The 18,632-nt window shown below is 70.9% G+C and carries 13 protein-coding genes and 1 pseudogene; 7 read left to right on the top strand and 7 right to left on the bottom strand.

The window, feature by feature from the left end:
* The first annotated feature begins 5 nt into the window (after positions 1 to 5).
* Positions 6 to 842, top strand: coding sequence for a hypothetical protein (locus HUT12_RS19605; RefSeq protein WP_131052647.1), 837 nt, complete (start codon positions 6 to 8; stop codon positions 840 to 842).
* Between the two features lie 38 nt (positions 843 to 880).
* On the opposite strand, the gene HUT12_RS32900 is transcribed toward HUT12_RS19605, so the two are convergent.
* The gene (locus HUT12_RS32900; protein WP_254876890.1) at positions 881 to 1,597 is read right to left on the bottom strand and encodes a MerR family transcriptional regulator; all 717 of its coding nucleotides are present in this window, start codon (positions 1,595 to 1,597) and stop codon (positions 881 to 883) included.
* A gap of 81 nt (positions 1,598 to 1,678) precedes the next feature.
* Between HUT12_RS32900 and HUT12_RS32895 the strand changes: the two genes are divergently transcribed.
* The gene (locus tag HUT12_RS32895; RefSeq protein WP_254876889.1) at positions 1,679 to 3,241 is read left to right on the top strand and encodes a DUF6194 family protein; all 1,563 of its coding nucleotides are present in this window, start codon (positions 1,679 to 1,681) and stop codon (positions 3,239 to 3,241) included.
* Between the two features lie 55 nt (positions 3,242 to 3,296).
* Here HUT12_RS32895 and HUT12_RS19595 read toward each other — a convergent pair whose 3' ends face one another.
* The 5 genes from HUT12_RS19595 to HUT12_RS19575 form a co-directional block, all read right to left on the bottom strand.
* Positions 3,297 to 3,977, bottom strand: coding sequence for a DUF624 domain-containing protein (locus tag HUT12_RS19595; protein WP_131053699.1), 681 nt, complete (start codon positions 3,975 to 3,977; stop codon positions 3,297 to 3,299).
* Between the two features lie 148 nt (positions 3,978 to 4,125).
* Positions 4,126 to 5,766 (bottom strand): extracellular solute-binding protein, encoded by a 1,641-nt coding sequence (locus HUT12_RS19590; protein WP_131053698.1) that lies wholly within the window; start codon positions 5,764 to 5,766, stop codon positions 4,126 to 4,128.
* A gap of 43 nt (positions 5,767 to 5,809) precedes the next feature.
* On the bottom strand, positions 5,810 to 6,733 hold the full coding sequence (locus HUT12_RS19585; RefSeq protein WP_131053697.1) for a carbohydrate ABC transporter permease: 924 nt from the start codon (positions 6,731 to 6,733) through the stop codon (positions 5,810 to 5,812).
* Positions 6,730 to 7,707 (bottom strand): sugar ABC transporter permease, encoded by a 978-nt coding sequence (locus HUT12_RS19580; RefSeq protein WP_176094306.1) that lies wholly within the window; start codon positions 7,705 to 7,707, stop codon positions 6,730 to 6,732. The genes HUT12_RS19585 and HUT12_RS19580 overlap by 4 nt, the downstream gene beginning before the upstream one ends.
* Positions 7,704 to 10,082, bottom strand: coding sequence for a glycoside hydrolase family 3 N-terminal domain-containing protein (locus HUT12_RS19575; RefSeq protein WP_176094305.1), 2,379 nt, complete (start codon positions 10,080 to 10,082; stop codon positions 7,704 to 7,706). The genes HUT12_RS19580 and HUT12_RS19575 overlap by 4 nt, the downstream gene beginning before the upstream one ends.
* Positions 10,083 to 10,379: 297 nt before the next feature.
* Here HUT12_RS19575 and HUT12_RS19570 point away from each other — a divergent pair, with 297 nt between their 5' ends.
* From HUT12_RS19570 to HUT12_RS19555, 4 genes and pseudogenes are all read left to right on the top strand, one after another.
* A complete protein-coding gene (locus HUT12_RS19570) occupies positions 10,380 to 11,408 on the top strand; it encodes a LacI family DNA-binding transcriptional regulator (protein WP_176094304.1) in 1,029 nt (342 codons plus the stop codon).
* A 20-nt stretch (positions 11,409 to 11,428) separates the two neighbouring features.
* Complete coding sequence (locus tag HUT12_RS19565; protein ID WP_176094303.1) at positions 11,429 to 12,472, top strand: acetylxylan esterase; 1,044 nt, start codon at positions 11,429 to 11,431, stop codon at positions 12,470 to 12,472.
* Positions 12,473 to 12,735: 263 nt separating this feature from the next.
* Positions 12,736 to 13,473, top strand: a pseudogene (locus HUT12_RS19560) (endo-1,4-beta-xylanase); the annotation flags it as partial.
* Between the two features lie 119 nt (positions 13,474 to 13,592).
* The gene (locus tag HUT12_RS19555) at positions 13,593 to 14,954 is read left to right on the top strand and encodes an IS4 family transposase (protein ID WP_176092250.1); all 1,362 of its coding nucleotides are present in this window, start codon (positions 13,593 to 13,595) and stop codon (positions 14,952 to 14,954) included.
* 16 nt (positions 14,955 to 14,970) lie between these two features.
* On the opposite strand, the gene HUT12_RS19550 is transcribed toward HUT12_RS19555, so the two are convergent.
* Entirely contained in the window at positions 14,971 to 15,732 is a 762-nt protein-coding gene (locus HUT12_RS19550) for an HAD family hydrolase (RefSeq protein WP_176094302.1), read from the bottom strand.
* Positions 15,733 to 15,818: 86 nt separating this feature from the next.
* Here HUT12_RS19550 and HUT12_RS19545 point away from each other — a divergent pair, with 86 nt between their 5' ends.
* Positions 15,819 to 18,599 carry an RNA helicase gene (locus HUT12_RS19545; RefSeq protein WP_176094301.1) on the top strand — a complete coding sequence of 927 codons (2,781 nt, stop codon included), beginning with the start codon at positions 15,819 to 15,821 and terminating at the stop codon, positions 18,597 to 18,599.
* Positions 18,600 to 18,632 lie beyond the last annotated feature (33 nt).

Genomic DNA, 18,632 nt, shown 5'->3' with positions numbered 1-18,632 from the left:
GTCAGTTGTCACTGTCCAAGAGGGTCGCCGTCGTGGCGGTCTCCGCGCTCACGGCACTCGCGATGACCGCCTGCGGCGGCGGCGGTTCGGCGTCCGACTCGGATGCCGCGGCGCAGCCGAACGTGCTGGAGCAGCTCGCCAAGGACCTCAAGGGGTCGCTGCAGAAGACCGTGGAGAAGACCCAGTCCAGCGACTCGGTGACCATCTCGATGGAGGGCACGGCGGCCGGTGAGAAGATCACCGCCAAGGGCGTCATCGATCTGCGTGACCCGGTCAAGGTCGAGATGACGACCACCGACTCGGACGGCAAGCCGACGACGATCCGGATGATCGAGACCGCGGTCTACGTCGAGGTCCCGGAGACCGAGCGCGCCAGCATGGGCGGCAAGCGCTGGCTGAAGATCGACGTGGCTGCCGCCGGCGCGGAGGGCGGGGCGAACTTCACCAAGCAGCTTGAGGACGTCGACCCGAGCAAGCAGGTCAAGGCGCTGCTCGCCAGCGAGAACGTCAAGGTCGTGGGCGAGGAGAACGTGAACGGGGTGGACACCGTCCACTACACCGTGACCCAGACGATGGATGAGTACCTCCAGCAGGTCGACGCCGAGATGCGCAAGGGCGTCGAGCAGGAGCTGGCCAAGCAGGGCGTCAAGGAGATCACCATCGACCTCTGGGTCGACGGGCAGTACCAGCCCCGTCGGGCCAAGGTCGTCACCGGCAACCTCGGCGACATCACCGTCGACTACACCGACTACGGCAAGCCGGTGAACATCGAGACCCCGCCGGCGGCGGAGACCACCGACTTCGCCGAGATGATGAAGGGCCTCGGGGACCTGACCTCCTGACCCGGAACCACCACGACTGCCCGGTCGGTGAGCACCCCTCACCGGCCGGGCAGCGGCGTCTCCGCAGGAGAGTCCAGGTACGCGGCGAGTCGCGCCGCGCCGGTGAGCAGGTGCCGGCCGCGGACGGTGAGCCGCTCCCGCCAGCCGTGCAGCGACGCGGCGAGCGGCGCGGCGCCCCCGGCGGCGCGTACCCGGTCGAGCACGTCGGCGATGTGGTCGAGCCGGTATCCGCCGCGCCGCAGCAGATGGGCGAGTTCGGCGTCCCGCACGTCGTCGGGGGCGTAGACGCGGTAGCGGGTCGCCGGGTCACGGTCCGGTCGCAGCACGCCGGCCCGTTCCCACTTGCGCAGGGTCGCCGGCCGTACGCCGAGCCGGTGCGCCAGGGCACCGATCGACAGCTCCGCCCGGCGGGGCGCGTCGGGCGCGGCCCCGGTGAGGACCGCCACCGCCGTCTCGACCGCGTCCAGGGTCTCCCGGTCGCGGTGCAGCAGAGCGTGACCCTGGTCGATCACCCGCAACGCCGTGTCGATCTCGCCCCGGTGCACGGCGCGCATGATCTCGCCACTCGCCGCGTACCCGTGCCCCGGAATCAACGCCAGGTACGCGTCCAGGGCCCGGGCGTGCCGCTCGGTGTATCGGCGGTAGCCGCTCGGACTGCGCGGGGCGGGCGGCAGGACCCCGTCCCGCTCGTAGTTGCGCACCGCCTGGGCGGACAGGCCGTGCGGACGGGCCAGGTCGATCGGCCGACGTGTCACGCTGTTTGAGGGTTGCACCACGTTCACCGTGACAGTTTGCTCGAAAGTCTCAACGGGTGGTTCAGCGATACGGTCGATGGAGTGACGAATCTCCTGGACCTGCTTCCCGTACCGCCGACCCTGCTCGCGCTCGGCGAACCGACACACGGCGAATCCGCCTTCCTCCAGATCCGCACCGAGCTGTTCCTGGCGTTGGCGCAGCGGGGATACCGGTCGATCGCGTTGGAGAGCGACCGCGCCGCCGGCCTGGTCGCCGACGAGTTCGTGCAGGGCTCCGCCACGGTGACCCTGGAGCGTGCGCTCGCCGAGGGGTTCAGCCACGGGTTCGGTGACGCCCCGGCCAACCGGGACCTGCTGGTGCGGATGCGGGAGTACAACGCGGGGCGGCCGACGGCCGAGCGCCTGACGTTCCACGGCTTCGACGCCCCGCTGGAGATCACCGGTGCGCCGAGCCCCCGTGCGTTCCTGCTGCGGGTCTGCGAGTACCTGGGCCAGGACCGGACGGCCGAGATCGACTCCCTGGTGGGTGACGAGACCCGATGGAGCGACCAGGCGGCGATCTGGGAGCCGGGGCGGTCGGTCGGCGGCACGCCCGAGGCACAGCGTCTGCGGGTGCTCGCCGACGACCTGCTGACCGAGTTGTACCTGCACGCGCCCCGGCGGCCGGACGGCTGGCGGGCGGCGTACGCGCAGGCCACGTCGGCGGTCGCGGTGCTGCGTTACCACGCGGCGGCGGCCGCGCCGCTGGGCCGGGAGGAACGCTTCGCCCGACTGGTGGCGGTCCGGGCCGCGCTGATGGCGGAGAACCTGCTCGCGATCCGCGCGGCCGAGGCGGACCGGGGCCCGACCCTCGTGTTCGCGCACCACCGGCACCTGCAACGCGACCCGGGCACGATGACGATGGCCGGCACCGAGGTCACCTGGTGCAGTGCCGGTGCGATCGTCGGCTCGCTGCTGGGCGACGGGTACGCGGTGGTGGTCGGCAGCCTCGGCGTCAGCCCGGCCCTCGGCATCGGGGAGCCCGAGCCCGACTCCTTCGAAGGAGCCCTCCAGCGCGACGGCGACCTGCCCCGGTACGTCCCCGCTTCGACGGTGCGACCCGCCGGGAAACGGACCCACGACTACCGCTACTTCCCGCTGGAGCAGGCGACCGTCGACCACGCGGACGTGCTGCTGCACGTGCCGACCGGCACCGACCCGGCGATGCTCGCGGCCCGGATCCTGGCGCTGCCCGGCACCACGCAACTCGTGGCGAGCGAGGAGACCGGGGCGCCGGAGGGCGCCTGGGGCGACAGGTTCTTCTCCGTCGGCCCGGATCACCGCCGGCCGTTCGCCACCATCGTGGAACGCGACGTGCCCGGCTTCGACGAGGAGGCCGGACTCGACCGGCCCGGTGTCTTCCGGCTCAACCTCGACCTGGGACGGACCGAGTTCACGCGGCTGTTCGGCTTCCCGCCCGCCGACTTCCCGCAGCATCGACACGAGTACGACTTCGCCCGGCTGGACACCGTGCTGCCGCATCCCGCGTACGCCCGGCACGGCTTCGTCGGCATCGTCATGCCCGGCCCGCAGATGCTGCCCGAGATCGACCGGCTGCTGGCGATCGCGCACGCCCGCGCCGTCGCCCGTCGCGCCCGGATGTAAGGAGGGGACCCCTGCTATACACGAGACGTTAGGAAGGGGCCCTTCCTTACATCCGTCACCGCACGAACTCCTCGCGGACCACGTCGGTCATCGGCACCGCGCCGCGTACCAGCGCCAGTGCCAGCAACGACCCCAGGGCCGCGGTCGCCGCCTCCGACGCGACAAGCGTCAGCGCCGTCGCCGCCACCAGCAACAACGCGGTGCCGACCGCCACCACCGGCGTACGCAGCACGAAGTAACCGGCCAGCCGCAGCACGTCGCGCAGCCGGAACGCGAACAGCGAGGTGATGACCAGCGCGTTGATCCCGACCACGGCGACCCCGACACCGACCGCCACCAGCGGCACCACCCACCAGCCGGGAACTCCGGCCACCGGCAGGTTGACCAGGTTGACCGCGATGACGGTCAGCCACGCCAGCGTCGCCACCCAGACCAGCAGCGCACCGACCAGGTTGGCCCGGTAGCCGCGCCAGAACAGGCGACCCGGGTGCAGGTCGGTCAGGTCGAGGCGTTGGTGGTGCAGCGTGTAGAGCGCGGCGGACAGCGCCGGGCCGAGCGGCACCGCGCAGAGCGCGACCAGTGGCAGGTTGCTCGGGTGCCGTTCGAGCGCGAAGAGTGCGATCAGGCCGGGGGCCGCGCAGACCAGCAGCAGCACCTCGACCACCAGCAGCGTGTAGATCAGCGCGGCCCCCCGCGACAGCGGCCCGTCGCCGAACTCCCGCACCACGGCGCTCACGGCCGCTCCTGGCCGCGCAGGCGGCTCGCGTTCCCGCAGGGCGCGGTGTGGTCGACAACGGTGCGCATCCTCGTCCTCGGGGGCTCGGGGGCGGCGCGGGGAAAGTGGCCGGTCCGATCGCACCGACACGATCGGACCGGCCCCGGGGTCAGCCGTTCGCCTCCTTGTAGCGCGCGTGCGCCTTGTTCGCCAGCTCCACGTACGCGTCCATGTTCTTGGCCTTCAGCTCCGCCAGGTAGGCGTCCCACTGGCCGAGGTCCCGTTGGCCGAGGATGAACTGGAGGGTGGCCTGGTAGACGTGGTCACGCAGCGGCGTCTCCCAGAGCGACACCTGCTCGCGTTCCTCGTCGTTGAGCGGGTACGGCGGCGGCGGTGACTTCGGCGCACGGGCGTTCATCACCTGCTGGAACTCCTGCTCCTCGGGGGAGAAGAACGCCTGGACCAGCTCGGGCTTGCCACCGTAGGCGAACACGCCGTTGTAGAAGCCGAAGTCCTTCTGCAGGTGCTTGGGCGCGCTCGGGTTGAGGCCGATGACGTTGACGTCGGGTGCCAGCGTGGGCTTGCCGGAGGCGTCCTTGACGAAGGTGGTGCCCTCCACGCCCCACTTGGCGAACTCCTGGCCGGCGTCGGAATACCAGAGCCAGTCGACGAACTGCATCATGGCCACGAAGTTCTTGCTGTCCCGCGCCTTCGACGAGATCATCATGCCGTTCTCCAGCCGGCTGGAGGGGTTGATCTCACCGGCCGGTCCGACCAGCAGCGGGATCTTGGCGATCTTCGCCTTCGGGTTGGTCGCCGCCAGGTCCGGCCGGTAGTCGTTCACGACGGCCTGGGCGTTCGCGCTGATCACGAAGGACTTGCCGTTGGCGAGCTTCTGCCGGGCGGCGTCGTCGGTCTGGGTGAAGCTCTCCGGGTCGAGCAGCTTCTCGGCGACCAGCTTGTTGAGGTACTCCAGCACGTGCCGGTAGTGCTCGGTGGCGCCGGTGTACTCGAACTTCTGCGCCTGCGCGTTCCAGCTCATGTGCTGGAAGTTCCAGCCGGCGCCGTCCAGCCCGTGCGTGACGGCCAGCAGGTTGAGCAGGTTGCCGGCCGGGTTGGGCTGGCTCCACCGGTCGGAGAACGGGTAGACGTCCGGGTACGCGGCCTTCATCGCCTTGAGCACGGTGTAGAGCTCGTCCCAGGTCTTCGGGACCTCCAGGTTCAGCTCCTCCAGGATGTCGGTGCGCATCGCCAGCGAGTAATCGTGCCACGGCTTCTCGTGCAGACCGGGCAGCAGATAGAACTTGCCGTCCTGCTGGCGGAGCGTGTCGATCTCAGGCTGGAGGTTCCACTTCTCGATCTTCTCCTTGAGGTTCGGCATCAGATCGAGGTAGTCGCTGACCGGCAGGATCGCCCCGGAGGAGACGAACGTGTTCACGTCCGGCGGGTACGTCTTGGGGATCAGCAGAGGTGCGTCGCCGGCACCGATCAGCAGGCTGCGCTTCTGGTTGTAGTCGCTCAGCGGCACCGCGACCGGTTCCAGCGTGACGTTCGTCCGGGACGTCAGCTCGGACCAGAACAGCCAGTCGTTCTTCAACGGGTAGTTCGGGTGGTTGTTGTAGAGGACGGAGAAGGAGATCGGGTCGGTGGCCTTGAACTGCGTACCGACCGCGTAGTTCTCCATCGCCCCGGCCCGGTTCTCCGACAGGTCCTGGTTGTCGGACGGGTCGTCACCACAGGCGACGAGGGTGGAGGCGGTGAGCAGGGCGGCAGCGGCAATCGCCACCTGTCGCCACGATCTGCGGAACATGGCGGTCCTTTCGGTGTGGTGGGAGCGGGGATGGAACCGCTGGTCAGCCCTTGACCGCGCCGAGCATGATGCCCCGGACGAAGTACCGCTGGACGAAGGGATAGACCAGGAGGATGGGCAGGGTGGTGAGCACGATGGTCACGGACTTGAGGGTCGCCTCGGCCTGCACCTCGTTGGCCTCGGCGATCGCGCCGACGTTCTCGGCGCCGGTGGCACCGGCGATCAGGTTGCGCAGGTACACGGTGACCGGCCACAGCTCCTGCTGGTCCATGTAGAGGAAGGCGGCGAACCACGAGTTCCAGAAGGCCACCGCGTAGAACAGCACCATGGTGGCGACGATGGCCTTCGACAGCGGGAGCACGATCCGCAGCAGGATGCCGTACGTGTTCAGCCCGTCGACGGCGGCGGCCTCCTCCAGGTCGTTCGGCAGGCTCTCGAAGAACGCCTTCATCACCAGCAGGTTGAACACGTTGATCGCGTTGGGCAGCGCGATGGCCCAGACGCTGTTCTTCAGGCCGAGGCTGGTGACCAGCACGTAGTTGGGGATCAGACCGCCGGAGAAGAACATCGTGAACACCGCGATGCCGACCAGCGCGCCGCGTCCCTTCAGGTCCTTCTTGGACAGCACGTACGCGTAGCAGGTGGTGAGCACGATCGAGATCAGCGTGGCGGTCACCGTGTAGACCAGGGTGTTGCGGTAGTTCGTCCAGAACAGCGAGTCGGACAACACCAGGCGGTACGTGTCGACGGTGAACCCGCGCGGCACCAGGTTCACCTCGCCCGCGATGATGAACGCCTCACTGCTCAGCGAGCGGGCCACGATGTTGACGAACGGATAGAGCGTCACCAGCACGACCAGGGTCAACACGATCGCGTTGGCCACCTGGAACGCCCGGTAGCCCCGGCTCTGCCGGATGCCCCGTCGGCGGCGGGGACGGGACCGGGCGGTGGTGGAGTCGACGGTCACCACAGGCTCGTCCCCACCGTGCGACGGGCGATCAGGTTCGCCGACAGCACCAGGATCAGCCCGATCACGGCCTCGAACAGGCCGATCGCGGCGGCGTAGCTGAAGTTGCTGGACCCGAAGCCCATCCGGAACAGGTACGTGGAGATCACGTCGGCGGTCGGGTAGGTGAGCGGGTTGTACAGCAGCAGGATCTTCTCGAACCCGACCGCCATGAACGTGCCGATGTTGAGGATCAGCAACGTCACCATGGTCGGCCGGATCCCCGGCAGCGTGACGTGCCAGGTCTGTCGCCAGCGGTTCGCGCCGTCGATGCGGGACGCCTCGTACAGGTCCTCGTCGATGGTGGTCAGCGCGGCCAGATAGAGGATGGTGCCCCAGCCGACGGTCTGCCAGACCTCGGACGAGATGTAGATGGTCCGGAACCACTCGGGGCGTTGCAGGAACGGCACCGCCTCGCCGCCGGCGGACGTGACCAGTGAGTTCACCGTGCCGTCCATGGAGAGCAACTGCATCACCATGGCGGCCACGATCACGATCGACAGAAAGTGCGGCAGGTACGACACGGACTGCACGAACCGCTTGAGCCGGCGGGCCCGGACCTCGTTGAGCAGCAGCGCCAGCACGATCGGCAGCGGGAAGCAGAACAGCAGGGTCAACCCGCCCAGCACCAGCGTGTTGGTGAAGACGTTCCAGAACGTCGGGTCGGCCAGGAACATCTTCACGTACCGCAGGCCGACCCAGTACTCGCCGAAGATGCTCCCGCCGGGCTGGAACCGGCGGAAGGCGATCACGTTGCCCAGCATCGGCAGGTACCGGAAGATCAGGAAGAACAGCAGCGGCAGGATCGCCAGCGAATAGAGCTGCCAGTCCCGGCGCAGCGCCCGCCGCCACGTGCGCCGGGTCGGGCGCGGGGTGCCGGGTGGGCGCGTCGGTGGGTCGGGGGCTGGTGCCGTCACCGAGGCCGGGGCACTCATCGCCGGCCCTGGGTGGCGGGCGTGACGTAAGCGCGGGAGACCAGTTCCCGGTCGGTGCCGACCTCGCGTTCGGCGCCCACCAGCCGCAGCGCCAGCCGCGCCACCGGGTCGCCGCTGGACCGGGCCAGCCGCAGCTCGACGTCACCGGGTTCCACCACGCGCCGGCCGTGCAGTCCGGTGAAGGAGGTGACGTCGGCGGGAACCTCGAAGGTGACCCGGGCCGCCTCGCCCGGTCGCAGCGGCACCCGCGCGTACCCGACCAGGCGGACCACCGGTCTGGTGGTCTGCGCCACCGGATCGTGCAGGTAGAGCTGGACCACCTCGGTGCCGTCCCGCGCGCCGGTGTTGCGGACCGTGACGCCGACCGTGGCGGTGCCGTCGACCGGCCACGGCGTGGGACCGCTGTCCCCGGGGTCGGTCACCGCCGCGTCGTCCCACTCGAAGGTGGTGTAGCTCAGGCCGTGCCCGAACGGGAACGCGGGCGTCGGGTCCACCGACGACACCTGCGTCCGGTGGCCGAGCGGAGGGGAGAGGTACGTGCCGGGCAGGCCCCCGCCGTGCCGGGGGACGCTGACCGGCAGCCGTCCGGACGGGTCGACCTCACCGGTGAGCACCTCGGCCAGCGCCTGACCGCCGAGCTGGCCGGGGAAGAACGCCTGCACGACGGCGGCGGCGTCGGCCACCTGCGCGCCGAGCGCGTACGGCCGGCCGGAGAGCACCACCAGCACCACCGGCGTACCGGTGGCCAGCACCGCGCGGACCAGTTCGGCCTGGACGCCGGGCAGGTCGAGGTCGACGGCGTCGCAACCCTCGCCGGAGGTGCCCCGGCCGAACATGCCCGCCCGGTCGCCGACCGCCAGGACGCAGACGTCGGCCTCGGTGGCGGCCTGGACCGCCGCGGCGATGCCGGAGGTGTCGTCGCCGGTGACGGCGGTCCCCGGGTGGTACGTCAGGCGGGGGTGGCGCTGCTGGAGGGCCGTGCGCAGCGACGGGATCTCGACCCCCACGCCGTGCTCCGGATGGTGCACGCCCACGTGCAGCGGGAACGAGTAGCAGCCGAGCATCGCCATCGGGTCGTCGGCCACCGGGCCGATCAGGGCCACCTGCCGGTCGGCGGCGAGCGGCAGCGCGCCGTCGGAGTTGCGCAGCAGGACGACGGACTGGCGGGCCAGCCGCAGCGCGACGGACCGGCCAGCCTCGTCGTCCAGGCGTAGTTCGTCGACGTCGGCGGGCAGTTCCTGCCAGCCCTCGTCGAGCAGCCCCAACTCGATCTTCTGGATCAGGACCCGGCGCAGCGCGCGGTCGACGAGCGTCTCCGCGACGGCACCGGACCGGACCGCCGCCACCAGCGGGGGGCCGTAGGCGTCCACGGTGGGCAGTTCCACGTCGATGCCGGCGCGCAACGCGAGACCGGCGGCCTCCCCGGCGTCGGCGGCCACCCCGTGCAGGCTCTGCAGGAAGCGGACCGCGAAGTAGTCGGCGACGAGGACCCCGGCGAAGCCCCACCGGTCGCGCAGCACTCCGGTGAGCAGCTCCTCGTCGGCGGCCACCGGCACCCCGTCGATCTCGGCGTAGGAGTGCATCACCGAGCGGGCGCCACCGAGCCGCAACGCCATCTCGAACGGCGGCAGGATCACGTCGGCGAGTTCCCGGCGGCCCATCGGCACCGGCGCCAGGTTCCGCCCGCCCCGGGAGGCCGAGTAGCCGGCGAAGTGCTTGAGGGTCGCCACCACCCCGGCCCGTTCCAACCCCCGTACGTACGCCGCGCCGGTGGTCCCGACGAGGTACGGGTCCTCGCCGATGGTCTCCTCGGTGCGTCCCCACCGGTAGTCGCGGGTCACGTCGAGCACCGGGGCGAGTCCCTGGTGGATGCCGGCCGCCCGCATGGACCGTCCGATCCGGTCGGCCATCTCCTCGACCAGTTCCGGGTCGAAGGCGGCGCCCCAGCTCAGCGGTGCCGGGTAGACGGTGGCCCGCCAGGCGGCGAAGCCGGTCAGGCACTCCTCGTGCACCTGCGCCGGGATGCCGAAGCGGCTCGCCGCCACGATCTGCGCCTGGCTGGCGGCCAGCGACCGGGCGCCGAGGACCGGATCGACCGGTGCGGTGCCGAAGGGTCGGGTCAGCTGCCCCAGGCCGTACCGGATCGCCTCGGGCCAGGGCGGAGTGTGCTCGACCATGTCGGTCTGGTGGGGCGCGACACCCTCGCCGGAGGCGTCGGCGCCGACCCAGAGGCCGACCAACTGGGCGACCTTCTCCTCCAGCGACATCAGCGGGATGAGCGCGTCGGCCCGCTCGTCGGGGCGCCGCGTCGGGTCGCGCCACCGATCGTCGTCCGGTGACGTCAATCGATCGTCGACAGGTAGCTGACTCGTCATGCGAACCCCTCTGGCCGCACCGGGGCAGGTCGTTCCGGCAGGCCACACGGACGCCGCTGCGGACGGCGATTCTCGATAGTTTCGGAAACCAGTTCGTCACCTGTGTCGGGAACCTATGGGTGTCGATGGAGCGTGTCAAGGGCTCACGAACCGACTGCCCACACGGTTCCCGCAGGGCAGGCAAGCGATTTCCGGACCTTCGTGCACGCTCCCGCCATATCGACTGTCGTCGTCGCCAGTGGAGGGATCCCGTGCTATGGTTCCCCGAAATTTTCGGGATCGTTGCAGAGGGTCGGTATGACGGAGAACCGATCGCCGGACGTGCTCGGCCCCACCACCATCGCGACCATCGCCCGGGAGGTGGGGGTCTCGGCGGCGACCGTCTCGAAGGTTCTCAACGGCCGGTCCGACGTGGCTGCCGGCACCAGGGCGCGGGTCGAGGCCAGTCTGGAGCGACACCGGTATCGTCGCCGCGCCCGACGGTCCCCGGGTGCGGGACAGATCGAGCTGGTGTTCCACGAGTTCGGTTCGGACTGGGCCCTGGAGATCATCCGTGGTGTCGAGGCCGTCGCCGCCCTGCCTCCGGTGAACCTGGTGCTCTCCCAGCTCGGCGGGGCACGTCGACCGCCGCAGTCCTGGGTGGACGCGGTGCTCGCCCGGCGCCCGCTCGGCGTGCTGCTGGTCATGTGCAACCTGACCGACCAGCAGCGACGACGGTTCGACCGGCAGTCGATCCCGGTGGTGGTGATCGACAACGACAGCGCCAGCGCCGCCTCGGTGCCGGCGGTCGGCTCGAACAACTGGAACGGTGGCCTGCTGGCCACCCGTCACCTGTTGGAGCTCGGTCACCGGCGGGTCGCGGTCATCTCCGGTCCGCAGGACGTGCTCTGCGCGCGGGCGCGGACGGCGGGGTTCCGCTGCGCGCACGAGGAGATGGGCGTACCCGTCGCACCCGACCTGGTCCGCTTCGGCAACTTCCACGTCGACGCCGGCTACACCCACGGCATGCAGTTGCTCGATCGCCCGGACCGCCCGACGGCCGTCTTCGCCGGGTCCGACCTCCAGGCGATGGGGGTGCTGCGCGCCGCCCGGCAACTCGGCCTGGACGTGCCCGGGGACCTCTCCGTGGTCGGCTACGACAACCTGCCCATGTCGGCCTGGATCGGACCCGCGCTCACCACCGTCCACCAGCCGCTGCGCGACATGGCCGGTACGGCGACCCAGATGCTGCTCGACCTCGCGAACGGGGTCGCGCTGCCGACCAGCCGCATCGACCTGGTCGCCGAGTTGATGATCCGCGAGAGCACCGCCCCTCCACCCACCTGAGCGACCTGCTGCGAGGTGCCATGCCCCTGTTCGACCTGCCCCTGGACGACCTGCGACGGTATGCCCCGGCCGTGCCGGAGCCCGCCGACTTCGACGCCTTCTGGCAGGACACCCTGCACGCGACGGCGGCGACACCGGTGCTCATCGACGTCCGGCCCGAGCCGACCGACCTTCGTCTCGTCGACAGCTGGGACGTCACGTTCGCCGGGTTCGCCGGTGAGCCGGTCCGGGCCTGGTACACCCGCCCCTCCGGGGTGGACGGACCGCTGCCGGTGGTGGTGGAGTACGTCGGCTACGGGCGTGGCCGGGGCCTGCCGCACGAGCGGCTGACCTGGCCGGTGGCGGGGTACGCGCACCTGCTGATGGACGCCCGGGGCCAGTCCGGCCTCTACGGCCTGGGTGACACGCCCGACCCGCACGGCGCGACGCCCGGCGGGCCGACGCCGGTGACCCGGGGCATCCTGGCACCGGAGGGCTACTACTACCGCCGGCTCGTCACCGACGCGGTCCGGGCCGTGCACGCCGCCCGTGCCCTGCCCGGCGCCGACCCGGCGCGGGTGGTCGCCGCCGGCAACAGCCAGGGCGGGGGACTGGCGCTGGCCGTCGCCGGTCTGGTGCCCGACCTCGCCGCGCTGGTCACCTCCGCGCCGTTCCTGTGTCACGTGCAGCGGGCCATCGAGATCACCGACGCCGGCCCGTACGGCGACATCGTCACCTACCTCGCGGTGCACCGGGAGGCGGAGGCGGCGGTGCGGCGCACCCTGTCCTACGTCGACGGGGTCAGCTTCGCCCGGCGGGCCCAGGCGTCCGCGCACTTCGGGATCGGCCTGCGGGACACCGTCTGTCCGCCGAGCACCGGTTTCGCCGCCTACAACCAGTACGGTGCCGCCACCGGCGGTCCCGCCCCGCAGCGGAGCATGCACGTGTACCCGTTCAACGGCCACGAGCACGGCGACGCGACCCACGTGCGCCGTCAGCTGCGGTGGTTGGCCGACCTGTTCTCCGGGGCGGTGGACGGGCCCGGGGCACCGAAACTTCCGGAGACGTCGGTCGGGACCGGCTGAGGGCCTGGCCACAGCGTGATCCCGCTGTGGGACGCGCCGCGCTCCCATTCCGCAGGGCCGAAAGTGTGTCGGTGCGCGTTGAGCTTTCCGACGTGTTTCGATACTGTTTTCGATACAACAGCCTCGATCTACTCATGGTGGCGGGCTGCAGGCACCGACCGGCGCGGCTCACGGGCAACCGCGCAGACGGCGGGAGCCACCATGTTTGGGCAGTAGTCGGGGCCGGCTTCCATCAAGCACGGCTTCGTCGAAAGGCTCATGCCATGAACAACGCCTTCGCCCGCAACAGCGGGCGTCCGGCTTCCCGACTGCGGCCACGCATCGCGTTGGTCGCGGCCGCCGTCGGTCTCGCCCTCATCTCCACCAGCGTGGTGGTGGCCTCCAGCGCGAGCGCCGCGACCACCCTGGGCGCCTCGGCCGCCGAGAAGGGCCGCTACTTCGGCACGGCCGTGGCGGCGAACAAGCTCTCCGACTCCACCTACGTCGGCATCCTGAACCGCGAGTTCAACTCGGTCACGGCCGAGAACGAGATGAAGATCGACGCGACGGAGCCGCAGCAGGGGCAGTTCAACTTCGCCAACGCGGACCGGATCGTCAACCACGCCATCTCGCGCGGCATGTCCGTCCGTGGCCACACGCTGGCCTGGCACTCGCAGCAGCCGGGCTGGATGCAGAACATGTCCGGCACCCAGTTGCGTAACGCCATGCTCAACCACGTCACGCGCGTCGCGACCTACTACCGGGGCAAGATCCATTCCTGGGACGTGGTGAACGAGGCGTTCGCCGACGGTGACAGTGGCGCCCGGCGCGACTCGAACCTGCAGCGCACCGGTAACGACTGGATCGAGGCGGCGTTCCGGGCCGCCCGGGCGGCGGACCCGGGCGCGAAGCTCTGCTACAACGACTACAACACCGACAACTGGAACTGGGCCAAGACCCAGGCCGTCTACCGGATGGTCCAGGACTTCAAGAACCGGGGCGTACCGATCGACTGCGTCGGGTCAATGCCGCTCAGTTAGGGCGGTGTGGTGGATGTCAAGCGGGGTGTAGACGTGGACGGCGGGGTCTCGGTATAGAGGTTTGTCACTCCAAGACAGCCTCTGGACCGGGAGCCCCGCCGTTGGAACAGTCTGCCATCACGTCCACGATCAGGGTGGCTGCGGGGCGGTTCGCGCCGGGCCATCTGGGTGAGTTGACGCAGCAGGTGCCGTTCGAGATGGTCGATGCCGTTCTGGCTGAGGCCGGTGGTGTGCAGTCGCGGGTGCGGGATCTGCCGTCGCGGGTGGTGGTGTATCTGCTGCTCGCGGCGGGGCTGTTCGCTGAGGTCGGTTACCGGCAGGTGTGGGCTCGGTTGGTCGCTGGGCTGGACGGGTTGACGGTGGCGCTGCCGACGTCTTCGGCGTTGTCGCAGGCTCGCCGTCGGGTCGGGGACAAGCCGCTGGTGGCGTTGTTCCGGTTGCTGTCGGGTCCGCCGGCGGGGGCCGCCCGGTGGCGGGGTCTGCTGGTGTGCGCGATCGACGGCACCAGCATGTTCGTGCCCGATACGGCGGCTAACCTGACGGTCTATCCGCGTCAGGCGGGCAGCCACGGTGGGTCGGGGTATCCGATGCTGCGGCTGGTCGCCGTCGTGGCGTGCGGCACCCGCGCTGTCATCGACGCGGTGTTCACCCCCATCAGCACTGGCGAACTCACGTGTGCGGGGCGTCTGTTGGGCTGCCTGCGCCCAGGCATGCTGCTGCTGGCCGACCGTGGGTTCGCCGCCCGTCAGATGATCGAACAGTTCGCCAGCACCGGCGCTGACCTGCTCATCCGCGACAAGGACGACCGGCGGCTGCCCGTCATCCGCCGCCATCGCGACGGGTCCTGGCTGTCTGTCATCGGCACGATGACGGTCCGGGTCGTTGACGCCGAGATCGTCGTGAGCATGAACGGTAAACGCCACGTCGGCCGGTACCGGCTGATCACCACCCTCACCGACCAGCGCCGCTTCCCGGCCATGGACCTGGTCACCCTCTACCACCACCGCTGGGAGATCGAGACGACATATCTGGAGTTGAAGTCCACCCTGCGGGGCGGACGGGTCCTACGAGCCCGAACCCCGAACGGGATCAGTCAAGAGGTCCACGCCCTGCTCACCACCTACCAAGCGGTCCGGCTGGCAATGGCTGACGCCACCGCCAGCCGGCCCACGACCAACCCCGACCGGGCCAGCTTCACCATCGCCGTCCACGCCGCCCGAGACCAGATCACCCAAGCCGCTGGTGTCATCGCCGGCACCGTCATCGACCTCGTCGGCACCATCGGCCGCGCAATCCTGGCCGACCTGCTACCCCCACGCCGCACCCGAATCAGCCCCCGCGTGGTCAAACGCGCGATCTCCAAACACCGCGCCAAAGGCACCATCGACCGCACCAACTACCACGCCACCATCAACATCAACATCCTCGAAACAGCAGCATTGACAACCCGCCCACCGCCCTAACTGAGCGGCATTGGGGTTAGGGGTGGGGGAGGAGGTCGAGGACGGAACCTAGGCCGTTGGGGCGGCCGGGGTCGGCGGGAGGCAGGACCAGCACGGCGCAACCGGCGGCCACGGCACCGGCGTCGGCGGGAGTGTCGCCGACCATCAGTGACTCCTCCGGGTCGACGCCGAGCATCCCGCAGGCGCGCCAGAAGATCGCCGGGTCGGGCTTGCACCGGCCCACCTCGTAGGAGAGGACGAACGCGTCGACCAGGCCGGCGAGGCCCCAGGCGTCGAAGATGGGCCGCAGGTCGAAGCCGATGTTGCTGACCACGCCCACCTTGACGCCGGCCGCGCGCAGTCCGGCGAGCGTCGGGGCGGTGTCCGGGTACGGTACCCAGCCCTCCGGCACCAGCACGCGCTCGTAGAGGGCGTCGGCGAACCCGTCGATCCCGGCGTCGACCGTCTCGGCCAGCCCGGTGTACGCGCCCCGGTGGGCGTGCTCGTAGAGGTCACGGTCGGCCCACAGTTCGGCCAGTCGGGGCGGCACCCGACCCGGCAGTGGTCCCCCGGCCCGGCCGGCGGTGAGCAGCCGGTCGGCCAACGAGGTGGCGCGAATCCGGTCCAGCTCCACACCGCACGCCGCCGCGGCGGCCAGCACCCACTCCCGGGGCTCCTCGACCTGGGCGAGGGTGCCGTGGAAGTCGAGCAGCACGGCACGTACGGGCCGGCGGGACGGCCTGCGACGGGTGTCGTCGACACCGGGGAGGGCGTCGGTCGGTTCGGGATGATCCGGCACGACGTGCACCCTACCGACCCACCCGGACCGCCCTGCCGGACGGCCTTGCCGGGTGGCCGTCGGTGGCACGCACTAATCTTGGTGACATGTCGAGCCCCGCCGAGCGGTACGCCGCGGCACGTCGCCGGGCCGCCCAGGCCTCACAGTTCCCGGCCCTGGAAGAGTTCACCGCCGATCTCGGGTTCGACCTCGACGATTTCCAGCGCGAGTCGTGTCAGGCCCTGGAGCGGGGCAGCGGGGTGCTGGTCTGCGCCCCGACCGGGGCCGGCAAGACCGTGGTCGGCGAGTTCGCCGTACACCTGGCGTTGCGGGGTGCCCCCGGGCAGCCGGCGCCGGTCGACGGCGCCCGCCGCAAGTGCTTCTACACGACGCCGATCAAGGCGCTGTCCAACCAGAAGTACCACGACCTGGTCGACCGCTACGGCGCCGAGCAGGTGGGGCTGCTCACCGGCGACAACGCCATCAACGGCGACGCGCCCGTGGTGGTGATGACCACCGAGGTGCTGCGCAACATGCTCTACGCCGGGTCGAGCACCCTCCAGGGCCTCGCGTACGTGGTGATGGACGAGGTCCACTACCTGGCCGACCGGTTCCGGGGCGGGGTGTGGGAGGAGGTCATCATCCACCTGCCCGCCTCGGTCACGCTGGTGTCGCTGTCGGCGACGGTGTCCAACGCCGAGGAGTTCGCCGACTGGCTGATCACCGTTCGCGGCGAGACCACGGTGGTGGTCAGCGAGCACCGTCCGGTGCCGTTGTGGCAGCACATGCTGGTCGGCAAGCGGATGTTCGACCTGTTCCACGACGCCGACGCCGCCCGCAAGCACGACGTGCACCCGGAGTTGCTGCGCTACACCCGGGACACGGTGCGCCGCCTCGACCTGGGCGAGGGACGGTCCGCCGGGCCGGGTGCCGGGCGGCGGGGGCCGCGCTGGCGGGGGCCGCTGCGGCCGGACATCGTCGACCGGCTGGACCGCGAGGGCCTGTTGCCGGCGATCCTGTTCATCTTCAGCCGCGCCGGGTGCGACGCGGCGGTGCAGCAGTGTCTGGCGGCCGGGCTGCGGCTCACCTCGCCCGAGGAGCGCTCGGAGATCCGCCGGGTGGTGGAGTCCCGGATCACCGCCATCCCGGGCGAGGACCTGTCGGTGCTGGGCTACTGGGAGTGGCTCGACGGCCTGGAGCGCGGGCTGGCCGCCCACCACGCCGGCATGTTGCCGGCGTTCAAGGAGGTCGTCGAGGAACTGTTCGTCCGGGGGCTGGTCAAGGCGGTCTTCGCCACCGAGACGCTCGCGCTGGGCATCAACATGCCGGCCCGTTGCGTGGTGCTGGAACGCCTGGTCAAGTACAACGGCGAGGCGCACGTCGACCTGACCCCGGGGGAGTACACGCAGCTCACCGGGCGGGCCGGCCGGCGGGGCATCGACGTCGAGGGGCACGCCGTGGTGGTGTGGTCCCCGGAGACCGATCCGCGGCACGTGGCGGGGTTGGCCTCCACCCGGACGTATCCGCTGCGGTCCAGCTTCCGGCCGTCGTACAACATGTCGGTCAACCTGGTCGGCACCGTCGGCGCGGCACCCGCCCGCGAGCTGCTGGAGTCGTCGTTCGCGCAGTTCCAGGCGGACCGGTCGGTGGTCGGCCTGGCCCGGCAGGTGCAGCGCAACACCGAGACCATCGAGGCGTACGGCGCGGAGGCGGCCTGTCACCACGGCGACTTCGACGAGTACTTCGCGCTGCGGGTCGCCATCGCCGACCGGGAGCGGGCCATCGCCCGTCAGGGGCAGAGTCAACGCCGGGCGGCGGCGGTGGCGGCGCTGGAGCGCCTGCGGGTGGGTGACGTGATCCGGGTGCCGTCGGGGCGCCGCGCCGGTCTGGCCGTGGTGCTCGATCCGGCGGCCGGCGGGTTCAGTGAGCCCCGGCCGCTGGTGCTCACGCAGGACCGGTGGGCGGGTCGGATCAGCCCCGGCGACTTCACCACCCCGGCCGAGGTGCTGGCGCGCATCCGGGTGCCCAAGCACTTCAACCACCGCAATCCGGCCGCCCGGCGTGACCTGGCGGCGCAGGTCAGCGGCACCGGGCTGGACCGGCACTCCCGTCGGGGCGCACGCGGCCGGCAGTCGGGGGAGGACCACCGGCTGACCCAGCTCCGCACCGAGATGCGGCGGCATCCCTGCCACGCCTGCCCGGAGCGGGAGGAGCACGCCCGCTGGGCGGAGCGTCGGCGTCGGCTGGAGCGGGACACCGAGGAGCTGCGGCAGCGGGTCTCCGGGCGGACGGGGTCGTTGGCGCGTACGTTCGACCGGATCGTGGCCCTGCTCACCGCGCGGGGCTACCTGACCGCCGAGGGCGCGGTGACCGACGCCGGGCGGATGCTGGGGCGGATCTGGACGGAGGCCGACCTGCTGGTGGCGGAGTGCCTGCGGCGCGGGGTCTGGGACGGGTTGTCCCCGGCCGAGCTGGCGGCGGCGGTCTCGGTGGTGGTCTTCGAGGCGCGCCGGGACGTCGACGAGCGGGCGTCGCTGCCGCGTGGCGGGGTCGCCGAGTCGGTCGACGCCACGTTGAAGCTGTGGAGCGAGATCGAGGCGGACGAGGCGGCGCGGGGCCTGACCGTCACCCGGGAGCCCGATCTGGGTTTCGCCTGGCCGGTCTACCGCTGGGCGCGGGGTGAGGCGCTGGCGAAGGTGCTGGCCAGCGGTCACGAGTTCGACGGCGAGATGCCGGCCGGTGATTTCGTCCGGTGGGCCCGTCAGGTGGTGGACCTGCTCGGGCAGCTTGCCGACTCGGGTGGGGCCTCGACCGAGCTGCGGGCCACGGCCCGGCAGGCGATCGCCGCCGTCAACCGGGGAGTGCTGTCCTACCATTCGCCGGCGTGAGGATGTCGCTCGGAAACCGACGCATCGCTGAGT

It is taken from the genome of Verrucosispora sp. NA02020 (assembly GCF_013364215.1).
Lineage (GTDB): Bacteria > Actinomycetota > Actinomycetes > Mycobacteriales > Micromonosporaceae > Micromonospora.
Note: the sequence above shows the minus strand (reverse complement) of the source record. Positions and strands in the feature narration are given on the sequence as shown.

Excerpts from the sequence above, each read along its gene's own strand:
- HUT12_RS19590 (WP_131053698.1), bottom strand. The coding sequence starts at position 5,766 with ATGTTCCGCAGATCGTGGCGACAGGTGGCGATTGCCGCTGCCGCCCTG.
- HUT12_RS19580 (WP_176094306.1), bottom strand. The coding sequence starts at position 7,707 with ATGAGTGCCCCGGCCTCGGTGACGGCACCAGCCCCCGACCCACCGACG.
- HUT12_RS19575 (WP_176094305.1), bottom strand. The coding sequence starts at position 10,082 with ATGACGAGTCAGCTACCTGTCGACGATCGATTGACGTCACCGGACGAC.
- HUT12_RS19570 (WP_176094304.1), top strand. The coding sequence starts at position 10,380 with ATGACGGAGAACCGATCGCCGGACGTGCTCGGCCCCACCACCATCGCG.
- HUT12_RS19565 (WP_176094303.1), top strand. The coding sequence starts at position 11,429 with ATGCCCCTGTTCGACCTGCCCCTGGACGACCTGCGACGGTATGCCCCG.
- HUT12_RS19545 (WP_176094301.1), top strand. The coding sequence starts at position 15,819 with ATGTCGAGCCCCGCCGAGCGGTACGCCGCGGCACGTCGCCGGGCCGCC.